General features: G+C 35.2%; 17 protein-coding genes. 10 read left to right on the plus strand and 7 right to left on the minus strand.

Annotated elements, in window-relative coordinates; translation table 11 throughout:
• Positions 1-273 precede the first annotated feature (273 nt).
• The 7 genes from QY331_02900 to xdh all read left to right on the plus strand — a co-directional run bounded on the left by QY331_02900 (position 274) and on the right by xdh (position 13,537).
• Positions 274-687, plus strand: a complete 414-nt coding sequence (locus QY331_02900) for an energy transducer TonB (protein ID WKZ70204.1) — start codon at positions 274-276, stop codon at positions 685-687.
• Between the two features lie 7 nt (positions 688-694).
• A complete protein-coding gene (locus QY331_02905) occupies positions 695-2,761 on the plus strand; it encodes a methyl-accepting chemotaxis protein (GenBank protein WKZ70205.1) in 2,067 nt (688 codons plus the stop codon).
• Between the two features lie 171 nt (positions 2,762-2,932).
• On the plus strand, positions 2,933-4,345 hold the full coding sequence (locus tag QY331_02910) for an FAD binding domain-containing protein (protein WKZ70206.1): 1,413 nt from the start codon (positions 2,933-2,935) through the stop codon (positions 4,343-4,345).
• Entirely contained in the window at positions 4,342-6,645 is a 2,304-nt protein-coding gene (locus tag QY331_02915) for a molybdopterin-dependent oxidoreductase (protein WKZ70207.1), read from the plus strand. The genes QY331_02910 and QY331_02915 overlap by 4 nt, the downstream gene beginning before the upstream one ends.
• An 8-nt stretch (positions 6,646-6,653) precedes the next feature.
• Positions 6,654-7,616, plus strand: coding sequence for an XdhC family protein (locus QY331_02920; GenBank protein ID WKZ70208.1), 963 nt, complete (start codon positions 6,654-6,656; stop codon positions 7,614-7,616).
• A gap of 5 nt (positions 7,617-7,621) precedes the next feature.
• A complete protein-coding gene (gene ygfK / locus QY331_02925) occupies positions 7,622-10,915 on the plus strand; it encodes a putative selenate reductase subunit YgfK (protein WKZ70209.1) in 3,294 nt (1,097 codons plus the stop codon).
• A gap of 60 nt (positions 10,916-10,975) precedes the next feature.
• Entirely contained in the window at positions 10,976-13,537 is a 2,562-nt protein-coding gene (gene xdh, locus QY331_02930) for a selenium-dependent xanthine dehydrogenase (GenBank protein ID WKZ70210.1), read from the plus strand.
• Between the two features lie 156 nt (positions 13,538-13,693).
• Here xdh and QY331_02935 read toward each other — a convergent pair whose 3' ends face one another.
• The 7 genes from QY331_02935 to QY331_02965 form a co-directional block, all read right to left on the minus strand.
• Entirely contained in the window at positions 13,694-14,296 is a 603-nt protein-coding gene (locus QY331_02935; protein ID WKZ70211.1) for an NTP transferase domain-containing protein, read from the minus strand.
• Positions 14,297-15,478 carry a threonine synthase gene (gene thrC, locus QY331_02940; protein ID WKZ70212.1) on the minus strand — a complete coding sequence of 394 codons (1,182 nt, stop codon included), beginning with the start codon at positions 15,476-15,478 and terminating at the stop codon, positions 14,297-14,299.
• Positions 15,479-15,557: 79 nt separating this feature from the next.
• The gene (locus QY331_02945) at positions 15,558-16,562 is read right to left on the minus strand and encodes a hypothetical protein (GenBank protein ID WKZ70213.1); all 1,005 of its coding nucleotides are present in this window, start codon (positions 16,560-16,562) and stop codon (positions 15,558-15,560) included.
• Positions 16,563-16,765: 203 nt separating this feature from the next.
• Positions 16,766-17,953, minus strand: a complete 1,188-nt coding sequence (locus tag QY331_02950) for a YgeY family selenium metabolism-linked hydrolase (protein WKZ70214.1) — start codon at positions 17,951-17,953, stop codon at positions 16,766-16,768.
• 3 nt (positions 17,954-17,956) lie between these two features.
• On the minus strand, positions 17,957-19,282 hold the full coding sequence (locus tag QY331_02955; GenBank protein WKZ70215.1) for an amidohydrolase family protein: 1,326 nt from the start codon (positions 19,280-19,282) through the stop codon (positions 17,957-17,959).
• Between the two features lie 80 nt (positions 19,283-19,362).
• Positions 19,363-20,805, minus strand: coding sequence for an amidohydrolase family protein (locus tag QY331_02960; GenBank protein WKZ70216.1), 1,443 nt, complete (start codon positions 20,803-20,805; stop codon positions 19,363-19,365).
• Positions 20,806-20,931: 126 nt separating this feature from the next.
• Positions 20,932-22,392 (minus strand): pyridoxal-phosphate dependent enzyme, encoded by a 1,461-nt coding sequence (locus QY331_02965; protein WKZ70217.1) that lies wholly within the window; start codon positions 22,390-22,392, stop codon positions 20,932-20,934.
• Between the two features lie 360 nt (positions 22,393-22,752).
• On the opposite strand from QY331_02965, the gene QY331_02970 reads away from it, so the two are divergent.
• From QY331_02970 to QY331_02980, 3 genes are all read left to right on the plus strand, one after another.
• Positions 22,753-22,998, plus strand: a complete 246-nt coding sequence (locus tag QY331_02970; protein WKZ70218.1) for a septation protein SpoVG family protein — start codon at positions 22,753-22,755, stop codon at positions 22,996-22,998.
• A 116-nt stretch (positions 22,999-23,114) separates the two neighbouring features.
• Positions 23,115-23,738, plus strand: coding sequence for a TetR/AcrR family transcriptional regulator (locus QY331_02975; GenBank protein WKZ70219.1), 624 nt, complete (start codon positions 23,115-23,117; stop codon positions 23,736-23,738).
• A gap of 26 nt (positions 23,739-23,764) precedes the next feature.
• A complete protein-coding gene (locus tag QY331_02980; GenBank protein ID WKZ70220.1) occupies positions 23,765-25,186 on the plus strand; it encodes a TolC family protein in 1,422 nt (473 codons plus the stop codon).
• The last annotated feature ends 13 nt before the right edge of the window (positions 25,187-25,199 follow it).

Raw genomic sequence — 25,199 nt, forward strand, 5'->3', positions numbered from 1 at the left:
TTAATTTGGTGAACGTATTTCTATAGATGATAATCGAAAAATTATTCCAATTATTTAGTAATTCACTGAAATTAATTGCTGGAAAAGTTAGGATTATAAACTCGATACGAGATACTGTTTGAAATTGAAATTAGGAAAATCCTAAATCCCATAAAATTCTTGAGAAGTGACAAAAAAAATAAAAAAAATCTCTCCAAAGCATAAAATCTCGCCAAAAATTTTCGATGATATAGCAAGTTATCTTAAAACTTTTCACAAAAGGAGAAATGAGTCATGCTCTCTAAATTAAAAAACAATTCATTTTTGATCGTTTTTATTGTTTTTGTATTTACAGGAATCATAAATCAAAATGTATTAGTCGCTGATTCAGGAGTGAATCAAGCAGATCCATATTTAGCATTTGCAGAACAAATGCCGGAAGTCGAAGGTGGATTACCAAATCTGTATAAAACTATTAAATATCCGGAGATTGCAAGAAAAGCCGGTATTACGGGAAAAGTATTTGTTATGGCTTTTATAAATGAAAGCGGTAATGTAGAAGATGTTCAAGTAATAAAAGGTATTGGCGGCGGTTGTGATGAAGCAGCTGTTGAAGCAATTAAAAAAGCAAAGTTTGTACCCGGTAAAAATAATGGACAAGCAGTAAAAGTTAAATTGTCCCTTCCAATAAGTTTTCAATTACAATGAGAAAAAAATGCTAAACAAATTAAACAATCTGAAATTTGTTAGAAAAATTCAAATTGGATTTTTGATTATCGCGGTTATATCAACATTTATTGCATTGAATGATTATGTGCGTATATCAGCTTTTGAAACAACCAAAGAAAATATTTTCTCGGATTATATGGAGCCGATGGTTGAACTAAAAGAGATGTACACCGAATTTCAGCAAATGCAATTTGTACTTCTTCAATTATCAATTCCCGAATTTGCCGATGAGTTTAGTAAGAATGAACAAACCTACAGAGGTTTCAGTGCAGACTTTGATTCGTCGTTAGTTAGTCTCGGTGAAACTCAGTTCAATAATGAAGTGATTGAAACCGCTTTAACCGATATTCAATCTATCTGGCAAAATTATAAAGGATTAGTTGCCGACGGTATTATAAGTGCCAGCGCATCTCAAATGTTTGATATGGCAGCTATTATTGCTGCAACTTCAGGCAAAGAAGTTGGTGATCAATTAGTTAAAAAGTTTGAAATGATTGTCAAAGAACTCGATGCAACTGCTGTCGCATTAGATAATGATATGGCAGGCCAAATATCATATTCTAAAACGTCAATAGTAATTGGTATGATTGTAGGAGCTTTATTTTTCTTTTTTGCCGCTTTTTACTTAGCGCCGACAATCAGCAAACCGATTAATGAACTTAAGAACTCTGTATTGCAATTCGCAAATGGAAATTATAATGTAAATCTGAATTTAGATAGAAAAGATGAATTTGGTGAACTTGCTGATCTGATGAACCATATGAAAGAAAAGCAGCTTGAAAAAATTCAAGCAGTTAAAAATGTTGCGGAAGGAAAACTTAATAAAGTTACTCCCGCTTCGGAACAAGATGAATTAGCATACTCAATTAATAAGCAAGTCGATATTCTTCAAAATTTATTATTAGAAGCAGATATGCTTGTTGAAGCTAATAAAATTGGCGACCTTTCGCTTCAAGGTGATGTTTCGAAGTTCAACGGTGATTGGCAGAAATTTATTATAGGTATAAACTCCATTCTTGATTCGATGATCGAACCGATTAGAGAAGCTACGGTTGTATTAAACGAGATTGCTCGCGGTAATCTTACCGTAAAAATGGAGAATAATTACAAAGGTGATTATAAGTTAATCAAAGATAACATCAATGCAGTTGTTGATGCACTTAATGATATTCTATTAAAAGTAATCAGCAATTCGCACGAACTAGAAATGATGACAGGTTCTATCTATAACGGAACAGAAGAATTAGTTCATGGATCAGAAAGACAAAAGAGCCAAACTTATGAAGTAGCCTCAGCTATTGAAGAGATGACAACTACAATTCAAGATAATAGTAAGAGTGCGTTAACAACTTCACAACTTGCTGATAAAGCCGGTGAAAAGGCTAAAGAAGGTGGTAATGTTGTCACCGAAACAATTAAAGGTATTCAAAGAATTGCTGATGTTGTTTCTAAATCCGAAAAAACAATTCATGAACTTGCGAACAACACAAATAAAATCGGTGAGATTATAAAAGTAATTAATGAAATTGCAGATCAGACAAACTTGCTTGCATTGAATGCCGCTATTGAAGCTGCGAGAGCTGGTGAACAAGGTCGTGGATTTGCAGTAGTTGCTGATGAAGTAAGAAAGCTTGCCGAAAGAACAACTAATGCAACCGAAGAAATCGAAGATATGTTAAATAGAATTCAGAAAGATACTTCTGACGCGGTTCTTGTCATTAACGAAGGAACTAAAGAAGTTGAAACCGGGAAAAAATTAGCATATCAAGCAAATACTGCACTGGAAGAAATTATTAAAGGTGCCGATGAAGTTTCAATAACAATAAAGCATCTTGCTGCGGCAAATGAAGAACAAAGTACAACCAGCGCTGTCATTTCTCAAAATGTTGAAAGCATAAGATTAGTAACCGAAGATTATAGTTTGCACATTAGTCAGATTAAAGATTCAGTTCGTAAACTTTCTGAATCATCAAGTGAATTAAAAGGATCCTTGAGTAAATTTAATTTATCTGAATTACGTGCCGTTGAAGAGGAAGAACTGCGTTACAATTAATTTTCCTTTACTCAAACCCGGACAAATATTCTTTTTCTCTATTGTCCGGGTTTTTCCTTTTTTGTTGATCAACTAAGCGATACCGATACTCACTATCAGATCAATATATTCTGATTTAGTTTATTTTGTCTCAATTATTGGGTAATTTTTAGGAAATTGTTTGAGACATACGTGAAAAATTCAAAGTTATCGTTCATACTAAATCAATCATTAATTCAAACAGATGTAAATCCATCCCTCCCACTATTAGATTTCATTCGTAAAGAGAAACATTTAACCGGAACAAAGGAAGTCTGCAAAGAAGGTGACTGCGGAGCGTGCACTGTTTTGCTCGGTGAACTCGTCGAAGGAAAACTCAAATATAAAACTGTGACTTCGTGTATTTATCCGGTTGGAAATTGTCAAGGTAAACACGTTGTAACAATAGAAGGCATAAACAAAAGCGAGTTACTTCTTCAACAGCAAATTTTTGCCGATGAAAATGCTTCGCAATGCGGGTTCTGCACACCAGGATTTATAATGTCGTTTACTTTTTATCTGCTTAATAACTTCAAATATTCTCACGATGAAGCAATCAACGCAATTGCCGGAAATATTTGTCGCTGTACAGGTTATCATTCAATTATTCGTGCTGTTGATAAAGTTATAACTGAACTTAAAGATGCTAACGAATCAAGTCACATTTCATATCTAATTGAGAAAAATGTGCTGCCGAAAACATTTGTCGATATTGAAAACAGATTGAAGGAAATAATATTAGAGCAAGTCGAAGCAAATGAGAAATCAACTATCTTTATCGGCGGCGGAAGTGATTTGTTCGTACAGAAACCGGATGATCTTTTAGAAAGAGATGCTGCTTTTCTCGAACATCAGCATTTGAATTACATTGTTGAAAATAACAATCGCATTGAACTTGGCGGCGGAACAACTTTTGAAGAATTCAAGCAATCCGAAATATTACGAAAGATTATTCCATCAATAAAAAGGGATATTGATTTAATTGCCTCCCTTCCTATTAGAAATTCTGCAACGATCGGCGGCAACTTATCAAACGCTTCACCGATTGGAGATTTAACGCTTATTCTTCTTGCGCTAAACTCCACATTAATTTTATCCAATGGCAAATATGAAAGAGAAGTCCCACTTTCGGAATATTACCTCGATTATAAAAAACTCAATAAAAAAGAAGATGAATTCATAAAAGCAGTTTGGTTCGAAGTTCCTCAAAACAATTTCAATTTTAGTTTTGAAAAAGTTTCTAAAAGAACTTACTTAGATATTGCATCAGTTAACACGGCAATGTTAATAGAAACCAACAGTAATAGAATAAAAAATATTTTTATTTCTGCCGGTGGTGTTGCACCGGTTCCCAAATTATTGAAAGAGACAAATCAATATTTAATCGGCAAGGATATTTCAATCGATACAATTGATTCTGCTTTAGCAGTTATGCAAAATGAAATATCACCGATAAGCGATGTAAGAGGAAGTGCTGAGTATAAAAAAATATTGCTTGGTCAATTAGTAAAAGCACACTTTCTAAAGTTGTTCCCGCAATTAATAAACGAGAAAGAAATTGTATGAAATCGAGTGACGTAATAAAACACGTAAAAGGGGAATCAATTTTTGTTGATGATATGCCGGTTCCGCAAGGTACATTGTATGCATCTGTTTTCGATTCAAAAATAGCACACGGTAAAATTACCAAACTCGATTTGTCGGAAACTCTCAAAGTCCCCGGTGTTGTCAAGGTTATTACTTACAAAGATATACCGGGTGAAAATCAAATCGGTAATATAATTCCCGATGAACATTTACTTGCAGAAGGCACAGTTCAATTTATCGGCGAACCTATTGCAATAGTTATTGCTGAAACTGAAATGATTGCAAAGAAAGCTAAGAGCAAAATTAAAATTGAATATGAAGAACTAACTCCAATAACCGATCCACGTGAAGCTTATGAAAAGGGAAGTTTAATAATCCCACCAAGAATTTTCTCCATGGGCGATGTTGAAAATTCTTTTAACGATTGTGAATATATAATTGAAGACAGAATCGAAATAAGCGGACAAGAACATTTATATCTCGAAACACAAGGTGCTGTTGCAGTTCCGTCTGAAGGCAGAGGAATAAAAATTTATTCATCGACACAAGGTCCAACAGCAGTTCAAAGCACTGCTGCAAAAGTACTTAACTTAAAGATGCATCAAGTTGAAGTTGATGTGTTACGATTAGGCGGTGCTTTCGGTGGTAAAGAAGATCAAGCAACTCCTTGGGCTGTGATGGCAGCACTTGGAGCAAAGTTAACTAATAAACCGGTCAAGTTGATACTTCACCGCCACGACGATTTAAGAATGACGGGCAAACGTCATCCTTACTCTGCCGATTATAAAATTGGTCTATCAAAAGATTATAAAATTTTAGCATACGAAGTTACATTCTATCAAAATGCCGGAGCCGCAGCTGATCTTTCTCCCGCAGTTTTGGAAAGAACATTATTTCATACTACAAATAGTTACTTCATACCAAACGTTAAAGCTACTGCAATTTCGTGCAAAACAAATCTTCCGCCTAACACAGCATTCAGAGGATTCGGCGGACCGCAAGGTATGTTCGTGATTGAATCTGCTATTCATAAAGCCGCGAATAAAATTGGAATTGAGCCGTACATAATTCAAAAGAAAAATTTACTCGCAGAAGGAAACAAATTTTACTACGGTCAGATTGCTGAAAGGGTTAATGCTTCGAGATGTTGGAACAAAGCTGAAACAAAATATTCATTTGATACGATAAAAAGTTCAGTCGAAGAGTTTAATAAACACAATACCTTAAAGAAAAAAGGTGTTTCGTTTATGCCGGTTTGTTTCGGTATCTCATTCACAAATACTATGATGAACCAAGCCAGCGCTTTAGTTCATATTTACACTGATGGTTCTGTTTCGGTGAGTACTGCCGCAGTTGAAATGGGACAAGGCGTAAACGAAAAGATGATAAATATTGCTTCAAAAGTTTTTTCGATTGATAAAGCTAAAGTAAAAGTCGAATCGACAAACACAACCAGAGTTGCAAACACTTCGCCGACTGCAGCAAGCAGTGCTGCCGATCTTAATGGGAACGCTCTTCTTTTTGCATGCAGCAGTTTGCTTTCTCGTCTTAAAAAACACGCTGCTGATTTACTAAAGTTAGATGATGAAAATAATATCGAAATAGTTGACGGAAGAATTTTGTGCAACGGACAAGAAACTGAACTTGATTGGAATAAATTAATTCGATCAGCAAATCAACATAGAATTAGTTTAACGGCTCAGGCGTTTTATGCAACTCCTGATATCTATTTCGACAAAAAGAAAGAACAAGGTCACCCGTTCGCTTATCACGTTTACGGAACAGCAATTACTGAAGTTACCGTTGATTGTCTGCGAGGCACTTATGAAATTGATTCAGTAAAAGTTGTTCACGATTACGGCAAGACTCTAAATCACGCAATTGATTTGGGACAGGTTGAAGGCGGGATTGTGCAAGGTATCGGCTGGATGACGGTCGAAGAACTTGTACAGGACAGTAAAGGCAGGCTTAACTCAAATTCCTTATCGACATATAAAATCCCTGATATTTATTCTGCACCAAAAATAATTGAGACATATTTTTTAGAAGAATCGGAAAATCCTTACGGACCTTTCAAATCAAAAGCAGTCGGTGAGCCGCCATTGATGTACGGTATTGGAGCATTTTTTGCAATTTCAAATGCTGTTAAAGCTTTCAATCCTTATGTTGATTTGAAATATTCTTCTCCGATTACACACGAGAAAACTTTGATGCAATTGTACCAAGGCAGAAAAACTGCAAAAGAAAGATCTAAAATGGCTTCTTCCGAAATAGGATAGGTGAAAATTTGAATGAAAAAAGATTCTGGCAATTTGCGAGAGATAATATAAACGAATATGATAAAGTTCTCCTTTTAACCGTAGCTGATTCTTCAAATCATTCTCCCGGACGACAAGGATTTAAAATGTTGTTGACGCAGAGCGGTTTGACAAAAGGTACTGTCGGCGGCGGAATTATGGAGAAACAGTTAATTGATTATGGGATTGAACTTCTTTCCAGGAAAGAAGAAAAACAAATTAAAAGATTACAACATTCTCCTAAAACAGATCTTGAAGAATCCGGCTTAATCTGCGGTGGATATCAAACAATTATTTTTTCGTTATTAGCTTCTGAAGAAATTAAGTCGATTGATAAAATATTAGAGAATCTCAATAAGCGTGAGAACGGTATATTGAAATTATCATATAACTTGTTTGATTATGATTCCTCCCAATCTCAAAAAGATGATTGTACTTTCAATTACGAAAATGACACTGATTATATCTACAAAGAAAATATCGGTTTTACGGATACTGCTTATATAATTGGCGGGGGACACGTTGGTTTGGCGGTTTCGCAAATTATGAAGTTCATCGGTTTTTATGTTGTTGTATTTGATCACCGCGAGGATGTTTTTACTATGAATCAAAACACTTATGCAGATGAAAAAATTATAACCGATTATAAGGATGTAAATCAATTTATAAAAGAAGGAAGCAAATCTTATGCAATTATTGTAACACCGATGCATATGGGAGATAAAGATGCGCTCTGTTCTGTAATTAACTTGGATCTAAAATATATTGGTATGATGGGAAGCGCCCGTAAAATTAAAACTGTGTTTAACAATCTTGTCAAAGATGGAGTCGATAAAAAACTCTTTGATAAAGTTTACACTCCAATAGGATTAGAAATTGAAGCCGAAACTCCGGAAGAAATCGCAGTAAGCATTGCAGCAGAAATAATAAGTATAAAACGGAAAACAGAATAAAAATTATGCAAGATAAATTACACATCTACCCGCTTGAAAAAGTTTTGAAATGGATGCTGTCCGAAGAAAAAGAAGGAAGGATTTTTGGTTATTACAATGATCTTTTCTTCAAGCCGAAGTCAACCGATCCCTTCAAAGTAGAAAGATATAAACAAACTCTCGCTGCACCGCTTGGTGTTGCAGCCGGTCCGCACACACAGCTCTCGCAAAATATTGTCTTGTCTTGGTTATTCGGCGCTCGTTATATTGAGTTGAAAACCGTTCAAGTGTTTGATGAGATTGAAGTCGCAAAACCTTGTATCGATATGTATGATGAAGGTTATAACTGCGAATGGTCTCAAGAATTGAGAATTGAAGAGAGTCTCGGTCAATATATTGATGCATGGATTTTGCTTCACATTCTCAGTGATAAACAAGAGTATGAATTTGAAACAATTTTTAATATAAGCGTTGGTTATGATCTAAAAGGAATCAAAAGCGAAAAAGTTGCTTCATTTTTGTGTAAGATGAAAGATGCTTCGAGTGAGATTGAGGAAAAAATTGAAAAATTAAAGAAGATTTATCCACGTATTACTCATATTAAAATACCGAGCAAGATAAGCAACAATGTTACACTTTCAACAATGCACGGTTGTCCGCCTGATGAAATTGAAGCAATAGCAAAACATTTGATGAATGAATACAAATTTCATACAGCCGTAAAATTAAATCCCACAATTCTCGGCAAAGAAAAATTAAGAGAAATCTTAAACGAAAAGCTAGGTTATAAAATAACAATTCCGGATGAAGCATTTGAACACGATTTGAAATTCAATGATGCAAAGAATCTTATAAATGAACTTCTTAATTGTGCACAAGCAAACAATGTTGAGTTTGGTTTAAAATTAACAAACACACTTGAGTCGTTAAATCCCTCTCAAATGTTACCAAATGATCAAAAGATGGTTTATATGAGCGGTCGATCGCTTCATCCGCTCACTATTAACGTGGCCGCGTTACTTCAAAATGAATATCAAGGAAAATTAGACCTTTCATTTTCCGGTGGAGCAGATGCATTTAATTTTGCTGATATTGTTAGCTGTAACCTGACACCGGTTACCGTCTGCTCGGATTTACTGCGTCCTGGTGGTTATTCACGTCTTCGACAATATTTGTCAAACCTTCAATCAGAAATGGATAAAGCGAATACTTCGACTATTGACAAGTTTATCCTAAGTAAAAACAGTAAAGAAGATTTACAGTCAGCCGCACTTGAGAATTTAAATACCTATGCTGAATCGGTAATTAATGATGGACGTTACAAAAAATCTTTTGCGAAGCATCAAAACATAAAAACAAACAGAGAGTTAACCGAACTCGATTGCATTCATCCACCTTGTGTTGAAGCCTGTGCTATTGATCAAGATGTACCGGAATATTTATATAATATCGGCAATAAAAATTATACTGCTGCATACGAAACGATTGTAAGAGAAAATCCACTGCCGAATATAACTGGAATGGTTTGCGATCATCTTTGCCAAACCAAGTGTACGCGAATGAATATCGACAATTCAATTTTGATAAGAGAGTTAAAAAGGTTTGCGGCAGAGAAAGAATCAAATCATTTTGATAAACATTCTTCAAAAATTTTGAATAAGAAAGTAGCAGTAATTGGTGCGGGTCCGTCGGGACTTTCAGCTGCATACTTTTTAGCGTTGGAAGGTATTAACGTAGAAGTTTTCGAAGCACACGGTTTCGGCGGAGGAATGGCTTCGTCTACTATACCAAAGTTTAGAATTGACGACAAACTTTTGGAACTCGATGTAAAAAATATTGAATCCCTCGGAGTTAAGATCCATTACAATCGCGCAATAACTAAAGATGACTTTGAAGGAATTAGAAATAAGTTTGATTTTGTTTATTTGGGAGTAGGTGCACAGAAAGGGAAGAAACTTGAAATCGAAGGTGAAGAAAATGAAAACGTTTTTGATCAAATTGAATTTTTGGAAAAGATTAAACTCGGTGAAAAAGTAAGTCTCGGTAAAAGTGCCGCAGTAATAGGCGGCGGGAACTCCGCGATGGATGCAGCACGAACAGCACAAAGATTGGTAAACGGCGGTGAAGGCGTAACGCTGCTCTACAGAAGAACAGTCAACGAAATGCCCGCCGACAAAGAAGAAATTGAAGAATTGATTCATGAAGGAATTAATGTTGTTGAACTAACTACACCGAAGAAAATTGAAAAAGTTGATGATAGACTTAGATTAACTTGTATAAAGATGAAACTCGGCGATGAAGACGAATCGGGAAGAAGACGCCCGGTTGAAATCCCAAACTCCGATTATGAACTGGAGTTTGATTCGATTATAACAGCAATTGGACAAGAAGTAAATTTAGATTTTCTTCCGAATAAAAAACTGGAAGTGAATTCACACACTAAAGAAACGGAAATTAAAAACGTTTTTGCCGGCGGCGATGCAGTTCGTGGAGCGGATTCATTAATCAATGCAATTGGCGACGGCAAAGATGCAGCAAAAATAATTTTATCAAAGATTGAGCAGGAATATAAAACATTAAAACCTGATCTTGAGAAGATTGATTTAAAAAATTATCAGCATAAATTATCTCATCGAGTTTATGGAAAGGATTTACAATCTATACCATTAGAGCAGCGTAATTCATTCGATTTAGTTAACCCGGTAATGGATGAAGCAACAGCAGTTGAAGAAGCCTTACGCTGTCTTTACTGTGATGAAATATGTAATATATGCGTAAGTGTTTGCCCGAATCTCGCAAACGTTTATTATGAAATCGCCCCTTTCAAAAAGAAATATCCTCAAATCAATTTTGAAAATGGAGATTATAAAATAACAAGTTGGGAAGAGTTTGAGGTTAATCAAAAGTATCAGATAATTAATATAAACGATTTCTGTAATGAGTGCGGAAACTGCGATACATTTTGTCCGACCAGCGGAGCTCCTTATAAAGTAAAACCGAAATTTGCATTAAGTAAAGATAGCTTTGATGAAATCAGCAAAGGATATTTCCTTGAAGGAAATAAATTAATTTATAAAGAAGATAATGAAATACACGAATTGGTTTTTAACGATAATGAAATTCTATATAGCGATAAGTATTTTGAATCAATTTTTGATTTGGAGATGAACCCAATTAATGTTTTGAAAAAATTTGATCACAATAAACAGTTAAATACAAAAAAAATTATTGAGATGTATTATTATTTAACAAATTTAAAAGAGACATTTGTTAATCAACAATGGAACACAGATGATACAGATGCGACTGATTCTCGCTGATTTTATCTGTGAATATCAATTTATTCTGTGTCATCTGCGTTCCTTTAAACGAGATTTAAAATGAAATTTTACTTAAACGGAATTGAAAAAGAATACAACGGTGTTCCTAAGCAATCATTGCTTAGTTTTCTGCGCAACGAAGAAGGAATAACAACAGTAAAAGATGGCTGCTCGCCTCAAGGTGGATGCGGTGCCTGCTCGGTTTTAATCGACGGCAAAGGGAGATTATCCTGCACAACTTTTATGGAACGCTTGGAAGGAAAAGAAATTGTAACTCCCGATGGATTGGATGATTACACTAAGCGCGTTTTCACGAATGCATTTGTTGAAAAAAGCGGAGTGCAGTGCGGATTCTGTATTCCGGGAATTGTAATGCAGTCGGTTGCACTGCTGAAGAAGAAACCAAATCCAACTCGAACTGAAATTGCTACGGGATTACAATCAAACATTTGCCGCTGCACCGGTTATAAAAAAATAATAGATTCTGTTGAATACGCTGCAGAAGCGATTCGTGAATTAAAAGAAATACCAATACCCGAAATAAAGCAAACAGGAGTCGGTAAAAGATATCCTAAATATAATGCTGAAAATATGGTTCTTGGATTCAGTCCATACGTTGAAGATGTAAAGTTAGAAGGCATGGTTTACGGTGCATTAAAGTTCAGTGATCACCCTAGAGCAAAGGTTTTATCGATTGATATTACAAAAGCAGAAAAACTAGATGGTGTAGAGAAAATTGTAACTGCAAAAGATATTCCCGGCACAAGAAATACAGGCTTGATTGTGCATGATTGGCCGATGATGGTTGATATCGGAGAAGAAACGCGATACATCGGAGATGTTTTGGCTATTGCTGTTGCAGAGAACGAAGCAATTGCACGAGAAGCTGCAAAACTCATCAAAATTGAATACGAAGTTTTAAAACCGGTAACTGATCCTTTCGAAGCAATTAAAAATGATGCGCCTCAAATTCATTCAACCGGAAATATTTTATCAACGACGGAAATTCATCGGGGCGATACCGACAAAGCAATTAATGAATCTTCATTTGTTTCGAAAGGAAGATACACTACACAAATTATTGAACACGGTTACATAGAAACCGAATGTTCTGTTGCAAAACCTGAAGAGGGTGGAGTTGAAATTCTCTCACAAGGACAAGGTGTTTACGAGGACAGAAAACAAATTGCAAAGGTATTAAATCTACCTGAAGAAAAAGTTAGAGTGATACTTGTTCCGAACGGCGGCGGATTCGGCGGCAAAGAAGATTTATCCGTTCAGCATCACGCAGCACTCTGTGCATTTCTTCTTGATAAACCAGTCAAAGTAAAGCTAAATAGAGATGAATCAGTTCGTATGCATCCTAAACGTCATCCGCTAATAATGGATTATACATTAGCTTGCGATAAAGACGGAATGCTGACAGCAATTAAAGCCGATATAATTGGAGATACAGGAGCTTATGCTTCAGTAGGAATGAAAGTTTTGGAAAGAGCTGCCGGACATGCAACCGGAGCTTATTCAATTCCTAATGCCGATATAGTTAGTAAAGCAGTATATACTAATAATATCCCATGTGGTGCAATGCGTGGCTTCGGAGTCAACCAAGTTACATTCGCTATTGAAAACTGCATAGACGATCTCTGCGAACAAGGCGGATTTGATAGATGGCAATTTAGATATAATAATGCATTAGTTGATGGCGGAGTTGCTTCAACCGGACAAATATTAAAAGGGGGAACGGGCGTAAGAGAAACATTGCTTGCGGTTAAAGATCAATTCTATAACGCAAATTATGCCGGCATTGCCTGCGGGATTAAAAACACTGGAATCGGAAACGGAATGCCTGATGACGGAGTTGTGAAAATTGAAATTGTATCGAAAGATAAAGTTATACTTCATCACGGCTGGACGGAAATGGGGCAGGGCGTAAACACAATGGCTGTTCAATTTTTGTGCAATGAAACCGGTATCGATCCGAGTATAATTGAAGTAAAGGTCGATACAAAAATTAACGCAACAGCAGGAATGACAACCGCATCACGTGCTACATCAATCATAGGGAATGCAATTATTGAAGCATCAAAAAAATTAAAAGAAGATTTGGAGAATTCTGATTTATCCGAATTGAGCGGGAAAATTTACGAAGGGAAATGGATTTGCGACTGGACGACAAAACCGGGCGCTACCGATAAAGATATAATTACTCATTACTCTTACAGTTATGCAACTCAAGTAGTTATACTGGATGATAACGGAGAGATTGAAAAAGTAATTGCAGCGCACGATGCGGGAAAAATTATTAATCCGAATTTGTTTGAAGGACAGATTGAAGGTTCGGTTCATATGGGGTTAGGTTATGCTATTTCTGAAGAACTTGTGTTGAAAGACGGTTTCCCGGTGAGTACAAATTTCAGAGACTTAGGAATACTTCGAGCAAGAGAAATGCCGGAAGTTGAAGTGATAGGAGTTGAGGTGAAAGATCCAATCGGTCCGCACGGGGCAAAGGGAGTCGGAGAAATCGGCTTAGTTCCAACTGCGGGTGCAGTTGCAAATGCTTTTTACCAGTTTGATAAGCAGAGATATTTTACATTACCAATTAAAAAGCGAATTAAGAATTAGGTGTTTGGCAATGGGGCTGAGTCCCAATTAGTTCTTCTGTTGAATTATTATCCATCGCTTAAAAGCGAAGACAATGAATAGCGAATTGAGAATTATAATTGCCGTTGGCTTTAGCCAACGGAATATTTAGGTGAAAATTATTGGGCTTTAGCCCCATTAGGTCAAGTTATTCTTAGTCCTTTTATAATCTTTGGGAGAATCTAAATCCTGAAAAATCAAATCGGTATCACACTCCCAAAATTTCTTTTTAATTGAATTATCTTGTGTAACATCACGAAGTGTCTTATCAATACTGATTTCCAGAATTTTATGCTTTACGAAATCATCAAATAGAATTGGGTGACCTTTTCTATTGTTATACTTTGGTTGAATCCAGTTAAATTGCTTATCAATTTGTTGAATAAAATCAGAATAAAAACTTAACGGTAAACTTGGTTGATCTACAAAGTGATAAAGATGCCATTGAGAATTTGCTTCATTTATACCAGCTTGAAGAGACGTGAACATTCCCGATTGATAATTTTCGTTGAATACAAATCTCAACTTCTCTTTCTGTTTAATTGAATTCAAATTCTCTTCAATTTCATTCGATTTAAATCCGGTTACAATTATTACTTCATCACAAACTTGTATAAGTTTTCCAGCAATATTTTGAATGAAAGTCTTACCATCGTTTAATTTTAACAATGGCTTAAAACTGTTCATTCTACCGGAGAGTCCGGCGGTTAAAATTATTCCGGTTATAGAGTGGTGCATCATTTAATTAACTTTAATCAAAAAACTTTTCCATTCATTAGTGCTTTTAACAGACAGCTTTTCATTCCACTTTTTTAATGCCTCAAAATCTTTTAAACCACTACCTGTTATAAGCAACATTACTTTTTCGTCTTTTTCAAATTTGTCTTTCACTTTTTGATAACCAGCGAAAGTTGAAGCACACGAAGGTTCAACAAGTAAACCGGTTTTATAAGCGAGTATCTTTTGAGAAGAAAGTATTTCCTCATCGCTGACTTTAATTCCAAATCCATTTGATTGTTTTACTGCATTTACTGCCATAAAAAGATTCCGAGGAGCACCCGCGCTGATGCTGTCTGCAATTGTATTTGCCGGTTTATATTCAAATCTATTAGAAGAAAAATGATCAACAACAGCGCAGCTACCTTCTGCTTGAACTGCAATAAGTTTTGGAAGTCTTTCAATTATGCCGAGCTTTTTCAACTCAAGAAAACCTTTGTAAATTCCGCTTATAATAACACCATCCCCAACCGGGACAAAAATGTAATCAGGCAAATTCCCATTTGTATTAATAAAAATATCATAGGCTGCCGATTTCTTTCCTTCAATTGTTAATGGATTGTAAGCGGTGTTCCGGTTATACCAATTGTTTTTTGTTGAAACTTCCAGACACAAATCAAACGCTTGGTCGTAGTCTCCGTCAACTATATAAATATTTGCACCGTAGGATTGAATTTGAATTCGTTTAGCCTCGGGAATGTTTTTCGGAACGAAGATGTGTGAAGTTATTCCAAGTCTAGCACAAATACCCGCTAGCGAAGAACCGGCGTTTCCGGTAGAAGCTGCAGCAATTTCATTAATTCCAAGTTCTTTAGCTTTAAGTGCGACTAAAATTGAAGCACGATCTTTGTAAGAATAAGTTGGATTTCTAGTTTCATCTTGAAAATATAATTCTCTTCCATCAATATTATATTTCAATATTTGATTAGACGGAAGAGATAGTTTATATAAATCATTTTTATCAATCTTATTAAATTCAACCGGCCAAAGATCAGGATAATCCCATATTTTACCGGCTATAAAACTGAGTAATTTGTCTTTACTGTAATTAGCTATTAGACTTTCATAATCATATCCAATTGTAAGAACACCTTTTAGTGGTTGGTTCTTTTCACAGCTTCCGCAATCGGGACATAGGTAAATCATTTTTGATTCTATTAATGCAGAATCAAATTCTGTGTTGCAGTCTTTGCATATATATTTATAATTTATATTCATCTATCGGTTACATCGTCAAAGACATAATAGCTTTAGCAGTATGCAGTCGGTTTTCTGCTTCGTCAAAAACCACTGAAATATTTGGATCATCCAAAATTTCATCTGTTACTTCGTGATTTCTATCTGCCGGAAGTGCGTGCATAAGTTTTACATTTTTATCTGCTAACTTTATTCTTCTATCATCACAAATCCAATCGTGATACTTTTCCAAATTTACTTTCATTTCTTTTTTGCATTCGTCTTCATTGTCGAGATATTCCTGCACACCGTAAGCTCCAAAACCGCCCCAGTTTTTAGGAATAACTACATGTGCACCTTCAAACGCTTCGTCCATGTTATTAGTGAAACTAATTTTAGTCCCGTTTTCGTCTGCACGTTTCCTTGCTCTTTCAACAATGTTTTTGCTCAAAGGAAATTCTTTCGGATGAGCAATTGTTAAATCGATTCCAAATCTCGGGAAAAGTAAAGCTTGTGTCTGTGGAACTGACAAAGGTTTTGAGTGTGTATCTGCGTAGGCCCATGAAACAGTAACTTTTAATCCGCGCGGATCGTTTCCGAATTTTTCAAATATTGTCATTAAATCTGCAAGTCCTTGAAACGGATGATAAATATCATCTTGTAATGACATTATCGGTTTTGTAGAATGCTTTGACATTTCTGCTAAGTAATCAGCACCGATTCCGTAAAAGCAATTTCTAGAAGCAATTCCGTGACCCATTCTTGATAAAATTATTGCCGTATCTTTTGCAGATTCGCCGTGTGATAATTGCATTTTATCGGCTGTTAAATCGTGTGCATGACCGCCGAGTTGTGTCATTCCTGCTTCCATTGAGTTTCTTGTGCGGGTTGACTGTTCAAAGAAAATCATAAACAAAGTTTTGTGAGGAAGGTAAAGATGTGGTTTTTCTTCATAGAATTCTTTCTTTAATTCAAATGATCTTTTGAATACAACATCTAATTCTTCTTTTGTCCAATCATCACAAGTTAAAAAGTGCTTTCCTTTTAGATTCATTGTTGCTCCTAAATGTAAAATTTAGTTAATTGCCGTCCACTTCTCCCTTAGGGATGGCTATGCCAAGTGGACGGAGAAAATATTTCCAATCTATATGGACTTTAGTCCCATTCAAGATTGCATTATGGGGCTAAAGCCCAATTATATTTAAGTGTGTTTGTATTCCGTCGGTTAAAACCGACGGCAATTTGTTCTATTTCTAATCAATAACTCATAGCAAACAAAGCATAGAACGCTGATGCTTTTACAAGATGTTCAATCGGGACTTTCTCGTTTGGTGCGTGTGCTAAAACTTCATTGCCGGGACCAAAACCTATAACTGGGATTTTGTAATAACCGTTAATCGTTACACCGTTTGTGGAGAAAGTCCATTTATCAACCTTTGGATCAGCTTCAAATAATTGTTTGTACACATCAACCCCTTTTAGAACCAACGGATGATCTTCTTCAAGTTTCCAAGTCGGATAATATTTTTCCATTCCGTATTCAAAACCGGTGTATGCTTTGGTTTTATAATCGAGTAAGAATGCTATAGCTTTCATATTCTTAATAATTTCATTTACTTGGGAAAGAGCTAATTTGCGGTCTTCACCCCAAGTCAATCTGCGATCCATATGAATTTTAGCATAATCGGAAACGGCGCAAAGTGAAGGACTATTAGAAATAAACTCGGTGACAGTTATACTTCCTTTACCGAGGAATTCATCAGTGTCAAATTTTTCGTGAAGTTTTTCAATTTCGAGTGCTGCTTTCGATGCCATATAAATTGCGTTCTTTCCTCGTTCGGGTGCCGAACCGTGCGAAGAAATACCGAAAAACTCAGCGTTCATTTCCATTCTTCCGCGATGACCGCGATAAATATTTAAATTTGTCGGCTCAGTAATTATCACGGCATCCGGTTTTAAGTTTTCTTCTTCAACAAGATACTTCCAACACAAGCCGTCGCAGTCTTCTTCCATAACTGTTCCGGTTACGTATAAAGTTATGTCGTTTGTTAATCCAAGTTCTTTTAAAATTTTTCCGGCAGTAACAGCAGCAACAGGACCGCCTTTCTGATCAACGCTTCCGCGTCCGTGAACAAATCCGTCTTTTATCTCGCCACCGAGCGGATCGAAATTCCAGTTATCCAAATTTCCCATATCAACTGTATCAATGTGTCCGTCGATTGCAATTATTTTTTTACCGTTACCGATTCGTCCAATCACGTTCCCTAGTTTATCAATTCTTACTTCATCAAAACCGGCTTCATTCATTTGTCTTTGCAATTCATCTGCCGCATCTTTTTCTTGTGTGCTTAGTGATTTTTTTTGAATCAACTTTGATAAGTTTTCAGCTGAATAATCTTGATAATTTTCAGCTAACTTGTTTACTTCTTTTGCAATGTTTTCCATAAATCATCTCAACTTTTTGAATTCTTTGAATAATCTTTCACCTTGTTTATAAATTTCTTTTTGAACTTCTGATTCGTTTATTCCAATTAGTCTTTTATCCTTCATTAAAAACTTTCCACCTTTTACTGTTGATGAAACTTGACTTTCGGCTATGCCGTAAATGTAATGTCCCCAAAAATTATTTTTATTGAAAGGGGTAGGAGGTACATAATCCCAAATAATGAAATCGGCTTTATCGTTTTTGTTTAGTGTTGAAAAACCGGGGAAAAACTTTTTAACAAATTTTATTTGATTGAAATAAGTATAGATCACTCTTTCGAAAGCTTCATCAGAAGATAGACCGGAATGTCTCATCAATAAGAAAAATGTCTTCAAAGTTTTAGCCGGATCAGCATGCATTCCGTCTGTACCGCATAGTATTATCTGTTCTTTGGGAATATTATTAAAATTTGGAACTCCGACAGAGTTATTAAGATTTGAATCCGGGTTGAAAGCAATTGCGCTTCCGTACTCGTAGATTTTTTTATACTCAGATTTAGTTAAATGAATTGCATGTGATATAATGCTTTTATCGTTAAGTAGATTGTACTTTATTAATCGTGTTAACGGAAGATTACCGAATTTATCTTTACTGATTTTTCTATCTGCCGGATCTTCGCATAAGTGAATGTGAATTCCCAAATCGTTTTCGTTAATGAAATCAGATACGGTTTTTAGAGTATCATTGTTGAACGTAAATGAAGCGTGAAGTCCGAAAAGATATTTTATGTCCGGATCAACAAAATCTATTCTCGAACTGTTTTCAATTATGCCTTCGGTTTTTAGCAATTCTCCGTTTCTATCTGATGTTTCAAAAGCCAAAACACCATTCAATTTTCTTTTACGAAGCACGTCACCTATTACATCCAAACTGCCGATTGTATTTCTCGGTGATGCGTGATGATCAAAAATATAAGTAACACCGTTCTTAATTGATTCAAGCGAAGCCATTTCGGCGGATGCACTTGTCATTTCGTGATCGAGTGAGCAATCGAGTTTCCACCAAAGATTCTTGAGAATGTTGATGAAGTTGTCAGTCGGCCCGCTTATAGGTAAACCTTTTGATAAACGTGAATAAATGTGTTCGTGAAAATTTACATTAGGGATAGTGATTACTTTCCCTTTAGCATCGTAAGCATTTTTATCGATCCTAGTTTTTCCATTTAAATAATCATACCAGTTTTTCTTTTTTATCTCTTTGATTTTACCATCGGATAAAATCAAATCACCGAAAACCGGAGAAATTGAATTCTTTTTTATACTGCATATCCAAGCGTTAGCAATTTTCATAATTCTCTCAAATTTATATACCGCCAAGACGCAGAGACGCAAAGAAAAAGTAATCCCTTTGCGCCTTAGCAACTCTGCGGTTAAGTTTTTATTTCAATAAACTTTCCGTAACCAATTTTACCAAATGTATTTTTATCTCGATTCATAATCTCTTCACCTCGTAAAAATGTTTGCTTTACTACCGCGTTAAAAGTTATGTTTTCAAAAGGAGTGTACTTTCCTTTGCTATGCATATTTTCAGCCGAAATAACTTGTGAATTCCATAAATCAATTAATGTAAAATCAGAAGCTTTTTTTTCTGATAATTCACCTTTATCCGTAAGATTAAAAAACTTTGCAGCATTAGTCGACAACAGTTTGATTGTCTGCTCAAGTGTTAATCTGTTTTTTAGAAAACCCTCACTAAATAAAAAATGAACTCGATGTTCAACTCCCGGTATCCCACCGTATACTTTCCAGAAATTATCAACTTGTTTTTCGTCTAGTGGATTGCATCCAGCATGATCTGTTGTTACAAATTCTAATTCATTATTTATTAGAGCCTTCCATAATTCATTTTTATCTTCCTCGAATTTTACCGGTGGAGCAGTCTTTAGGTAATTTCTAATATTATCGTTTTCAAAATCACTTTGGGTGAAATACAAATAATGTGGACAAGTTTCGGATGTAAGTTTAATATTATCTTTAGCGGCTGCTCGAATTATTTCCATTCCTTTTTTTGAGCTAAGATGGACAACGTGAATTCTGCAATCGGTTTTTTCAGAAATGTTTTTTATTTGCTCAATTGCTTTTCGTTCTGCTTCAACATCTCTCGCAATGCAGTATTCTTTCCAACTGTTTTTATTTTCTTTTTGAAATGCTTCCCTTCGTGAAATGACTAAAGATTTATCTTCTGCGTGAACCGCCATCGGTTTACCGGTTTGTTTAACTATTTCCGCGGCTTGTTCAATTTGATCGTAAGTTAAATCGGAAAACTCTTCCATTCCGGAAATAACGTAAACTTTATATCCAGCAACTCCGGCTTCGGATAATTCAATAATTTGTTTTTCTAATTTTTGAAGATTATCAAAATCTTGTCTGCGCACTCCGCCCCAAAAAGCAAAATCAATTAAGCTTCGGTTTTTTACTACATCTAATTTTGTTTCGAAGTTTTTAAGATCGGTAACCGGTGGTAGAGAAGTACAAGGCATATCTATTATAGTTGTTACACCACCGTAAGCAGCTGCGGTTGATGCGTGTTCAAAATCTTCTCTAAATTCAAAACCTGGTGTGTCAAAATGTACGTGAGGATCAATGGCGCCGGGCATTAATAAACTGAAATTACCATCGATTGCATTCTCATCATCATATTCTTTTTTATTCTTCGACTTAAATTCATCAAGTGATATTTTATCTTTTATATTCTTCCAATCAATTTCATCAGAGAGAAATTTTATCTCTTCAATTATATCGGAGAAAATAATTTCGGCTAATCGAAGTTTATTTTCTTTTGTGTTGATGAATATGTTTGTTAGTTTTTTCATTTATTATGTTACCGTAAAACCGCTGAAGCGGTTAATATGGTTTTGTAGAACTTGCTAACCCACGGATTAATCCGTGGGTTAATGAATAAGTAAAAAAAAGTCCTAACCGTTTTAACGGTTTATAAATCACAAGCTCACTTTTTTGTTAAATTCTTCAATAAGTTTATCCCATTCGGGCACGATTGAAAATCTTTCATCCCAGTAATTTTCATCATACCATTGAGCATTAAGTTCATCTACATCTTTTCCTTGCTGCTCAACCCAAGTAAAGTATTTTAGATTATGAATGCTCTTCTTGTCATAATAATTCAATTCTTTAAAGTAATCAATTCCTTGATGTTTAATAACGCTGTTCCAATCAATCGCGGCTTGTGTTTCGCTGTAACTTCCCCATGCTTCGTTCATTTCCTTTAACCTGGATTGATAAAGGTCTGCGGAGTCAGTAAAAATAGTGAATATCACATCGTTTTCGGTTAGCTCATAATATTTTGCATGTTTAATCGCACTGATTAAATTACTGATACATGAGATTCCAAGTTCAGGCAGACGGGAAAGGATCTCTTCTTTAACGCCAAGCTTTCTTAAATAATTATGACCATCTTTTTCGTTGAAGAGTCTTAATATTCTCAAAGGATCTTCATCATCAATTGCACAAACAGCATCGGTATTTTTAACATTGTGAATCCATGGAACGTGTTTATCGCCAATTCCTTCGATTCTATGTCCGCCGAAACCATTCATTAATAAAGTTGGACATTGTAAAGCTTCGGAAGCAAGTACTTTCATGTGTGGATAAACTTTTTTCAGATAATCTCCAGCGGCAATTGTACCGGCAGATCCGGTAGCACTTACATAAGCTGATAAACGTTGATCTTTTTCTTTTATTTGATTGAATAATTCATCAATCGTATTTCCCGTAATTTCATAGTGCCAAATTGGATTTCCGAATTGATCAAATTGGTTGAAGATAAGGTATTCATCACTTTCCGCTTCTAGTTCGTGACATTTATCATATATTTCTTTTACGTTGCTTTCACAGCCGGGAGTTGCGTATACTTCCGAGCCAATATTTTTAAGCCAATCAAATCTCTCTTGACTCATTTCTTCCGGAAGAATTGCTACAGCATGAACTGTAAGTAAAGCAGAATTGAAAGCACCGCCGCGACAGTAATTCCCGGTTGACGGCCAGACAGCTTTATGGTATTCTGGATCGAATCTTCCTGTAACCAAATAAGGTGCGAGACAACCGTATGTAGCACCGACTTTATGAGCACCGGTTGGGAAGTGTTTGCCAACCAAGCCGATTATTCTTGCTTTAACTCCGGTTATTTCCTTGGGAATTTCTAAATAATTAATTCCGCCGATTGATCCGTCATTCGGATTGTTATTCCAATTAATTCTAAAAAGATTTAGAGGGTGAACATCTTGGAGACCGATAGATTTTAATTTTTCTTGTATCTCTTTGGGAATTTTGTGCGGGTGTTTTAATTGCTCAAATGTGGGTAACAAAATTTTGTTTTCTTTACATCGCTTGATAGTTCTTTCTAAAAAATCTTTGTTCTGAATGGTCCAATTCCATAACTCCATATTAACTCCATTATTCATCTTAAATGGTGAATTGCCAATAATCGCCTTAGCCGGACAATCACGTCTATAAATCTACAGAATATTGTGATAATTTAATATAGTTTGTCTTTATCAAGCTAAAGCTGAAATGTGCGGAAATCTGGAAGAAATAGCTATTAAAATGGAAGAATCCAAATTGTGATGTTTATAATTTTATGATATTTAAACTTGATTATAAATCTTGAACTTCTTAATTTGATGTCATTCCAAACCTCAGAATCTATCTTCTAACTGTTGTACTCTAAATTTTGTTTATCATCAATTAATCAATTGTGGATGCCACGTGCATTCTGATACAATAATTATTTTAAGGAGGTATAAATGAAAGTATATCGAATGAATAAACTTGATTCAAAAACTGCCGGTAAGGTTGCTGCTTTTCTTGATCTACAAACAAATGACGGAATTATACTTAAGGGTTTCCGGTTAGTCGATGGATCGAACGGACTATTTCTTTCAGCACCCGATCAAAAAGGGAAGGACGGGAAGTACTATGAAAATGTTATCCTACCAAAAGAATTGAAAGAAGAAGCTGAACAACTCGCCATTTCAGAATACAATAAATAGACCATTCTTTTTAAGATAGCGGACAAACTTTTATAAATATTTGTCCGCTATCTATTTTGATTTATTAAAAATCTTTTATAATTTTCGAACATTAAGGACAAACGTTCGAAAATTCTATGAACCAAGACAGTAATATATCAGATAACTATTCAGCTAAGCGGGAGCAAATAATTGAAGCTGCCGAAAATGTCTTCGCGTATTATGGTTATAACAAAACTACTCTTGAAGACATTGCAAATAAAGTCGGCATGAAGAAAAACAGTATTTACTATTATTTTAAGAATAAGGAAGATTTGCTCAACGAAATAATTTCCAGGATCTATAAAAGCAAAATTAGTGATTTCGAAAAAAGAGTTGAATCGGTTGAATCAACATTTGATAAGCTGAAGATTTTCTTTGAAGCAATTATATCACCAATAGTAATAGATAAAAAATCATACAATGTAACTCCGCAAGCCTTCATTGAAATTGGGAGAGTTATTGAAGAATCATTCAAAGAATTTATTGAAGATACAAACAATTATTTGCATTCAATTTTAAGAGAAGGTATTAAGAAAGGTGAGTTAAAAAAAATTGATGTAAAAAAGACAGCCGGAGTACTTATCCGCTATATGCAAGCAATTGAACTACTCGAGTATTCAAAAATCAAATCAAAATTTATTGATAGACAGACTAATGAGCGGCTGCGTCAAGAAGTACTGGCTCTTCTTGATTTAGTTGTAAATGGAATAAAAAAATAGATATGAACAAAATAAATGAGAAACAAATGATCCTAAAGCACAAATTTAAGACAATAAGTTCCATTATTCTTTTGGCATTCTTCTTTGCTTCATCAATCTCCGGTCAAACGATTACTATCGACGACGCCCTAAAAATTGCATTGGATAATAACCGGGATATTAAAATTGCAAAACTCGAAGTACAGAAAGCTGAAGAAGCTGTTGATGAAGCATTTGGATACGCTCTACCTTCAGTAGATGTTTCTGCTAATTTTTCTCACTTCCTCTCTAAACCCAAAATGGCATTCCCGGATTTTGAAGCAATGCTTACTAACGCTACTTACGGAATTTTGTTCAATGAAGGAGTTATACCTCAAGACAATTCTAAACTGCTGCCGATGCAGACAAAACTTCAATCATTTGCACAGACAAATAATTTCGAAACTTCAGCTCAAGTCACTCAAATTCTTTTTAACTCAGCGGTGTTCAGGGGAATTGGTGCTTCTCAAATTTATCTCGATTTATCCAAAGAACAGCTGAAAGCTAAAACAACAGAAATAGTTTTGGTTGTTAAACAAGCTTTTTATGGAGCTCTATTAACAAAACAGATGCTTGATATCACAAAAGCTTCGTTGGCTAATGCTGAAGAGAATGTTGCGAATGTTAATTCATATTATCGACAGGGCTTAACATCCGAATATGAAATGATGCAAGCGGAAGTTATGGTAGAAAATATTCGTCCAAAAGTTTTTGAGTTAGAAAATGTTTATAAGGATACAATAAATAAATTAAAAATGGTTTTAGGTGTTGATCAAAATAGTGATATCGAAGTTGTCGGTGAGATTAAATATGAAATAAAGGAAATCCCCGAAATTGAAGATGCCTCTCTACAGGCAATTAATAAAAACTATGATTTAAGTTCGTTGAAAGTTAAGAAACAAATCGACGAAGAATTTATTGCATTAGATAGATCAGAATATTGGCCTCAATTAGCAGCGTTTGGAAATTACACTTACGCCGGTTCTTCCGACGAATGGAATTTCCAAAATTATTCTTCTACTACTGTTGGTTTAGCTTTCTCGATTAATATTTTCAATGGAGGAAGAACTAAAAATAAAGTTGAACAATCTCTAATTGGTTTAAGACAAACAGAAGAGCAGATTAATACTCTCCAAGATTATACCGTAACGGAAGTAAAAAAAACCATCAATGATATTGAACGCGTAAAAATTCAAATTGATGCGGTTGAAAGAAATGTGAAACTAGCAGAACGAGCTTATGAAATTTCCGTAACAAGATATAATGAGGGAACCGGTACGCAGCTCGAAGTTAAGAATGCAAATATTGAACTTCAGACCGCCAAAACAAATCGGCTTCAAGTGGTGCATGATTATATAATCGCATTTGCAAAATTAGATAGGCTTCTTGGTCAGTTGACTGATCAAGAAATAAATTTTCTAAAAAATTAATAAAAACGACTAG

The sequence above is a fragment of the Melioribacteraceae bacterium genome, from assembly GCA_030584085.1.
In the GTDB taxonomy this organism is placed as follows: domain Bacteria; phylum Bacteroidota; class Ignavibacteria; order Ignavibacteriales; family Melioribacteraceae; genus SURF-28.

Excerpts from the sequence above, each read along its gene's own strand:
- QY331_02900 (WKZ70204.1), top strand. The coding sequence starts at position 274 with ATGCTCTCTAAATTAAAAAACAATTCATTTTTGATCGTTTTTATTGTT.
- QY331_02905 (WKZ70205.1), top strand. The coding sequence starts at position 695 with ATGCTAAACAAATTAAACAATCTGAAATTTGTTAGAAAAATTCAAATT.
- QY331_02915 (WKZ70207.1), top strand. The coding sequence starts at position 4,342 with ATGAAATCGAGTGACGTAATAAAACACGTAAAAGGGGAATCAATTTTT.
- ygfK (WKZ70209.1), top strand. The coding sequence starts at position 7,622 with ATGCAAGATAAATTACACATCTACCCGCTTGAAAAAGTTTTGAAATGG.
- xdh (WKZ70210.1), top strand. The coding sequence starts at position 10,976 with ATGAAATTTTACTTAAACGGAATTGAAAAAGAATACAACGGTGTTCCT.
- QY331_02935 (WKZ70211.1), bottom strand. The coding sequence starts at position 14,296 with ATGATGCACCACTCTATAACCGGAATAATTTTAACCGCCGGACTCTCC.
- thrC (WKZ70212.1), bottom strand. The coding sequence starts at position 15,478 with ATGATTTACCTATGTCCCGATTGCGGAAGCTGTGAAAAGAACCAACCA.
- QY331_02945 (WKZ70213.1), bottom strand. The coding sequence starts at position 16,562 with ATGAATCTAAAAGGAAAGCACTTTTTAACTTGTGATGATTGGACAAAA.
- QY331_02950 (WKZ70214.1), bottom strand. The coding sequence starts at position 17,953 with ATGGAAAACATTGCAAAAGAAGTAAACAAGTTAGCTGAAAATTATCAA.
- QY331_02955 (WKZ70215.1), bottom strand. The coding sequence starts at position 19,282 with ATGAAAATTGCTAACGCTTGGATATGCAGTATAAAAAAGAATTCAATT.
- QY331_02960 (WKZ70216.1), bottom strand. The coding sequence starts at position 20,805 with ATGAAAAAACTAACAAACATATTCATCAACACAAAAGAAAATAAACTT.
- QY331_02965 (WKZ70217.1), bottom strand. The coding sequence starts at position 22,392 with ATGGAGTTATGGAATTGGACCATTCAGAACAAAGATTTTTTAGAAAGA.
- QY331_02970 (WKZ70218.1), top strand. The coding sequence starts at position 22,753 with ATGAAAGTATATCGAATGAATAAACTTGATTCAAAAACTGCCGGTAAG.
- QY331_02975 (WKZ70219.1), top strand. The coding sequence starts at position 23,115 with ATGAACCAAGACAGTAATATATCAGATAACTATTCAGCTAAGCGGGAG.
- QY331_02980 (WKZ70220.1), top strand. The coding sequence starts at position 23,765 with ATGATCCTAAAGCACAAATTTAAGACAATAAGTTCCATTATTCTTTTG.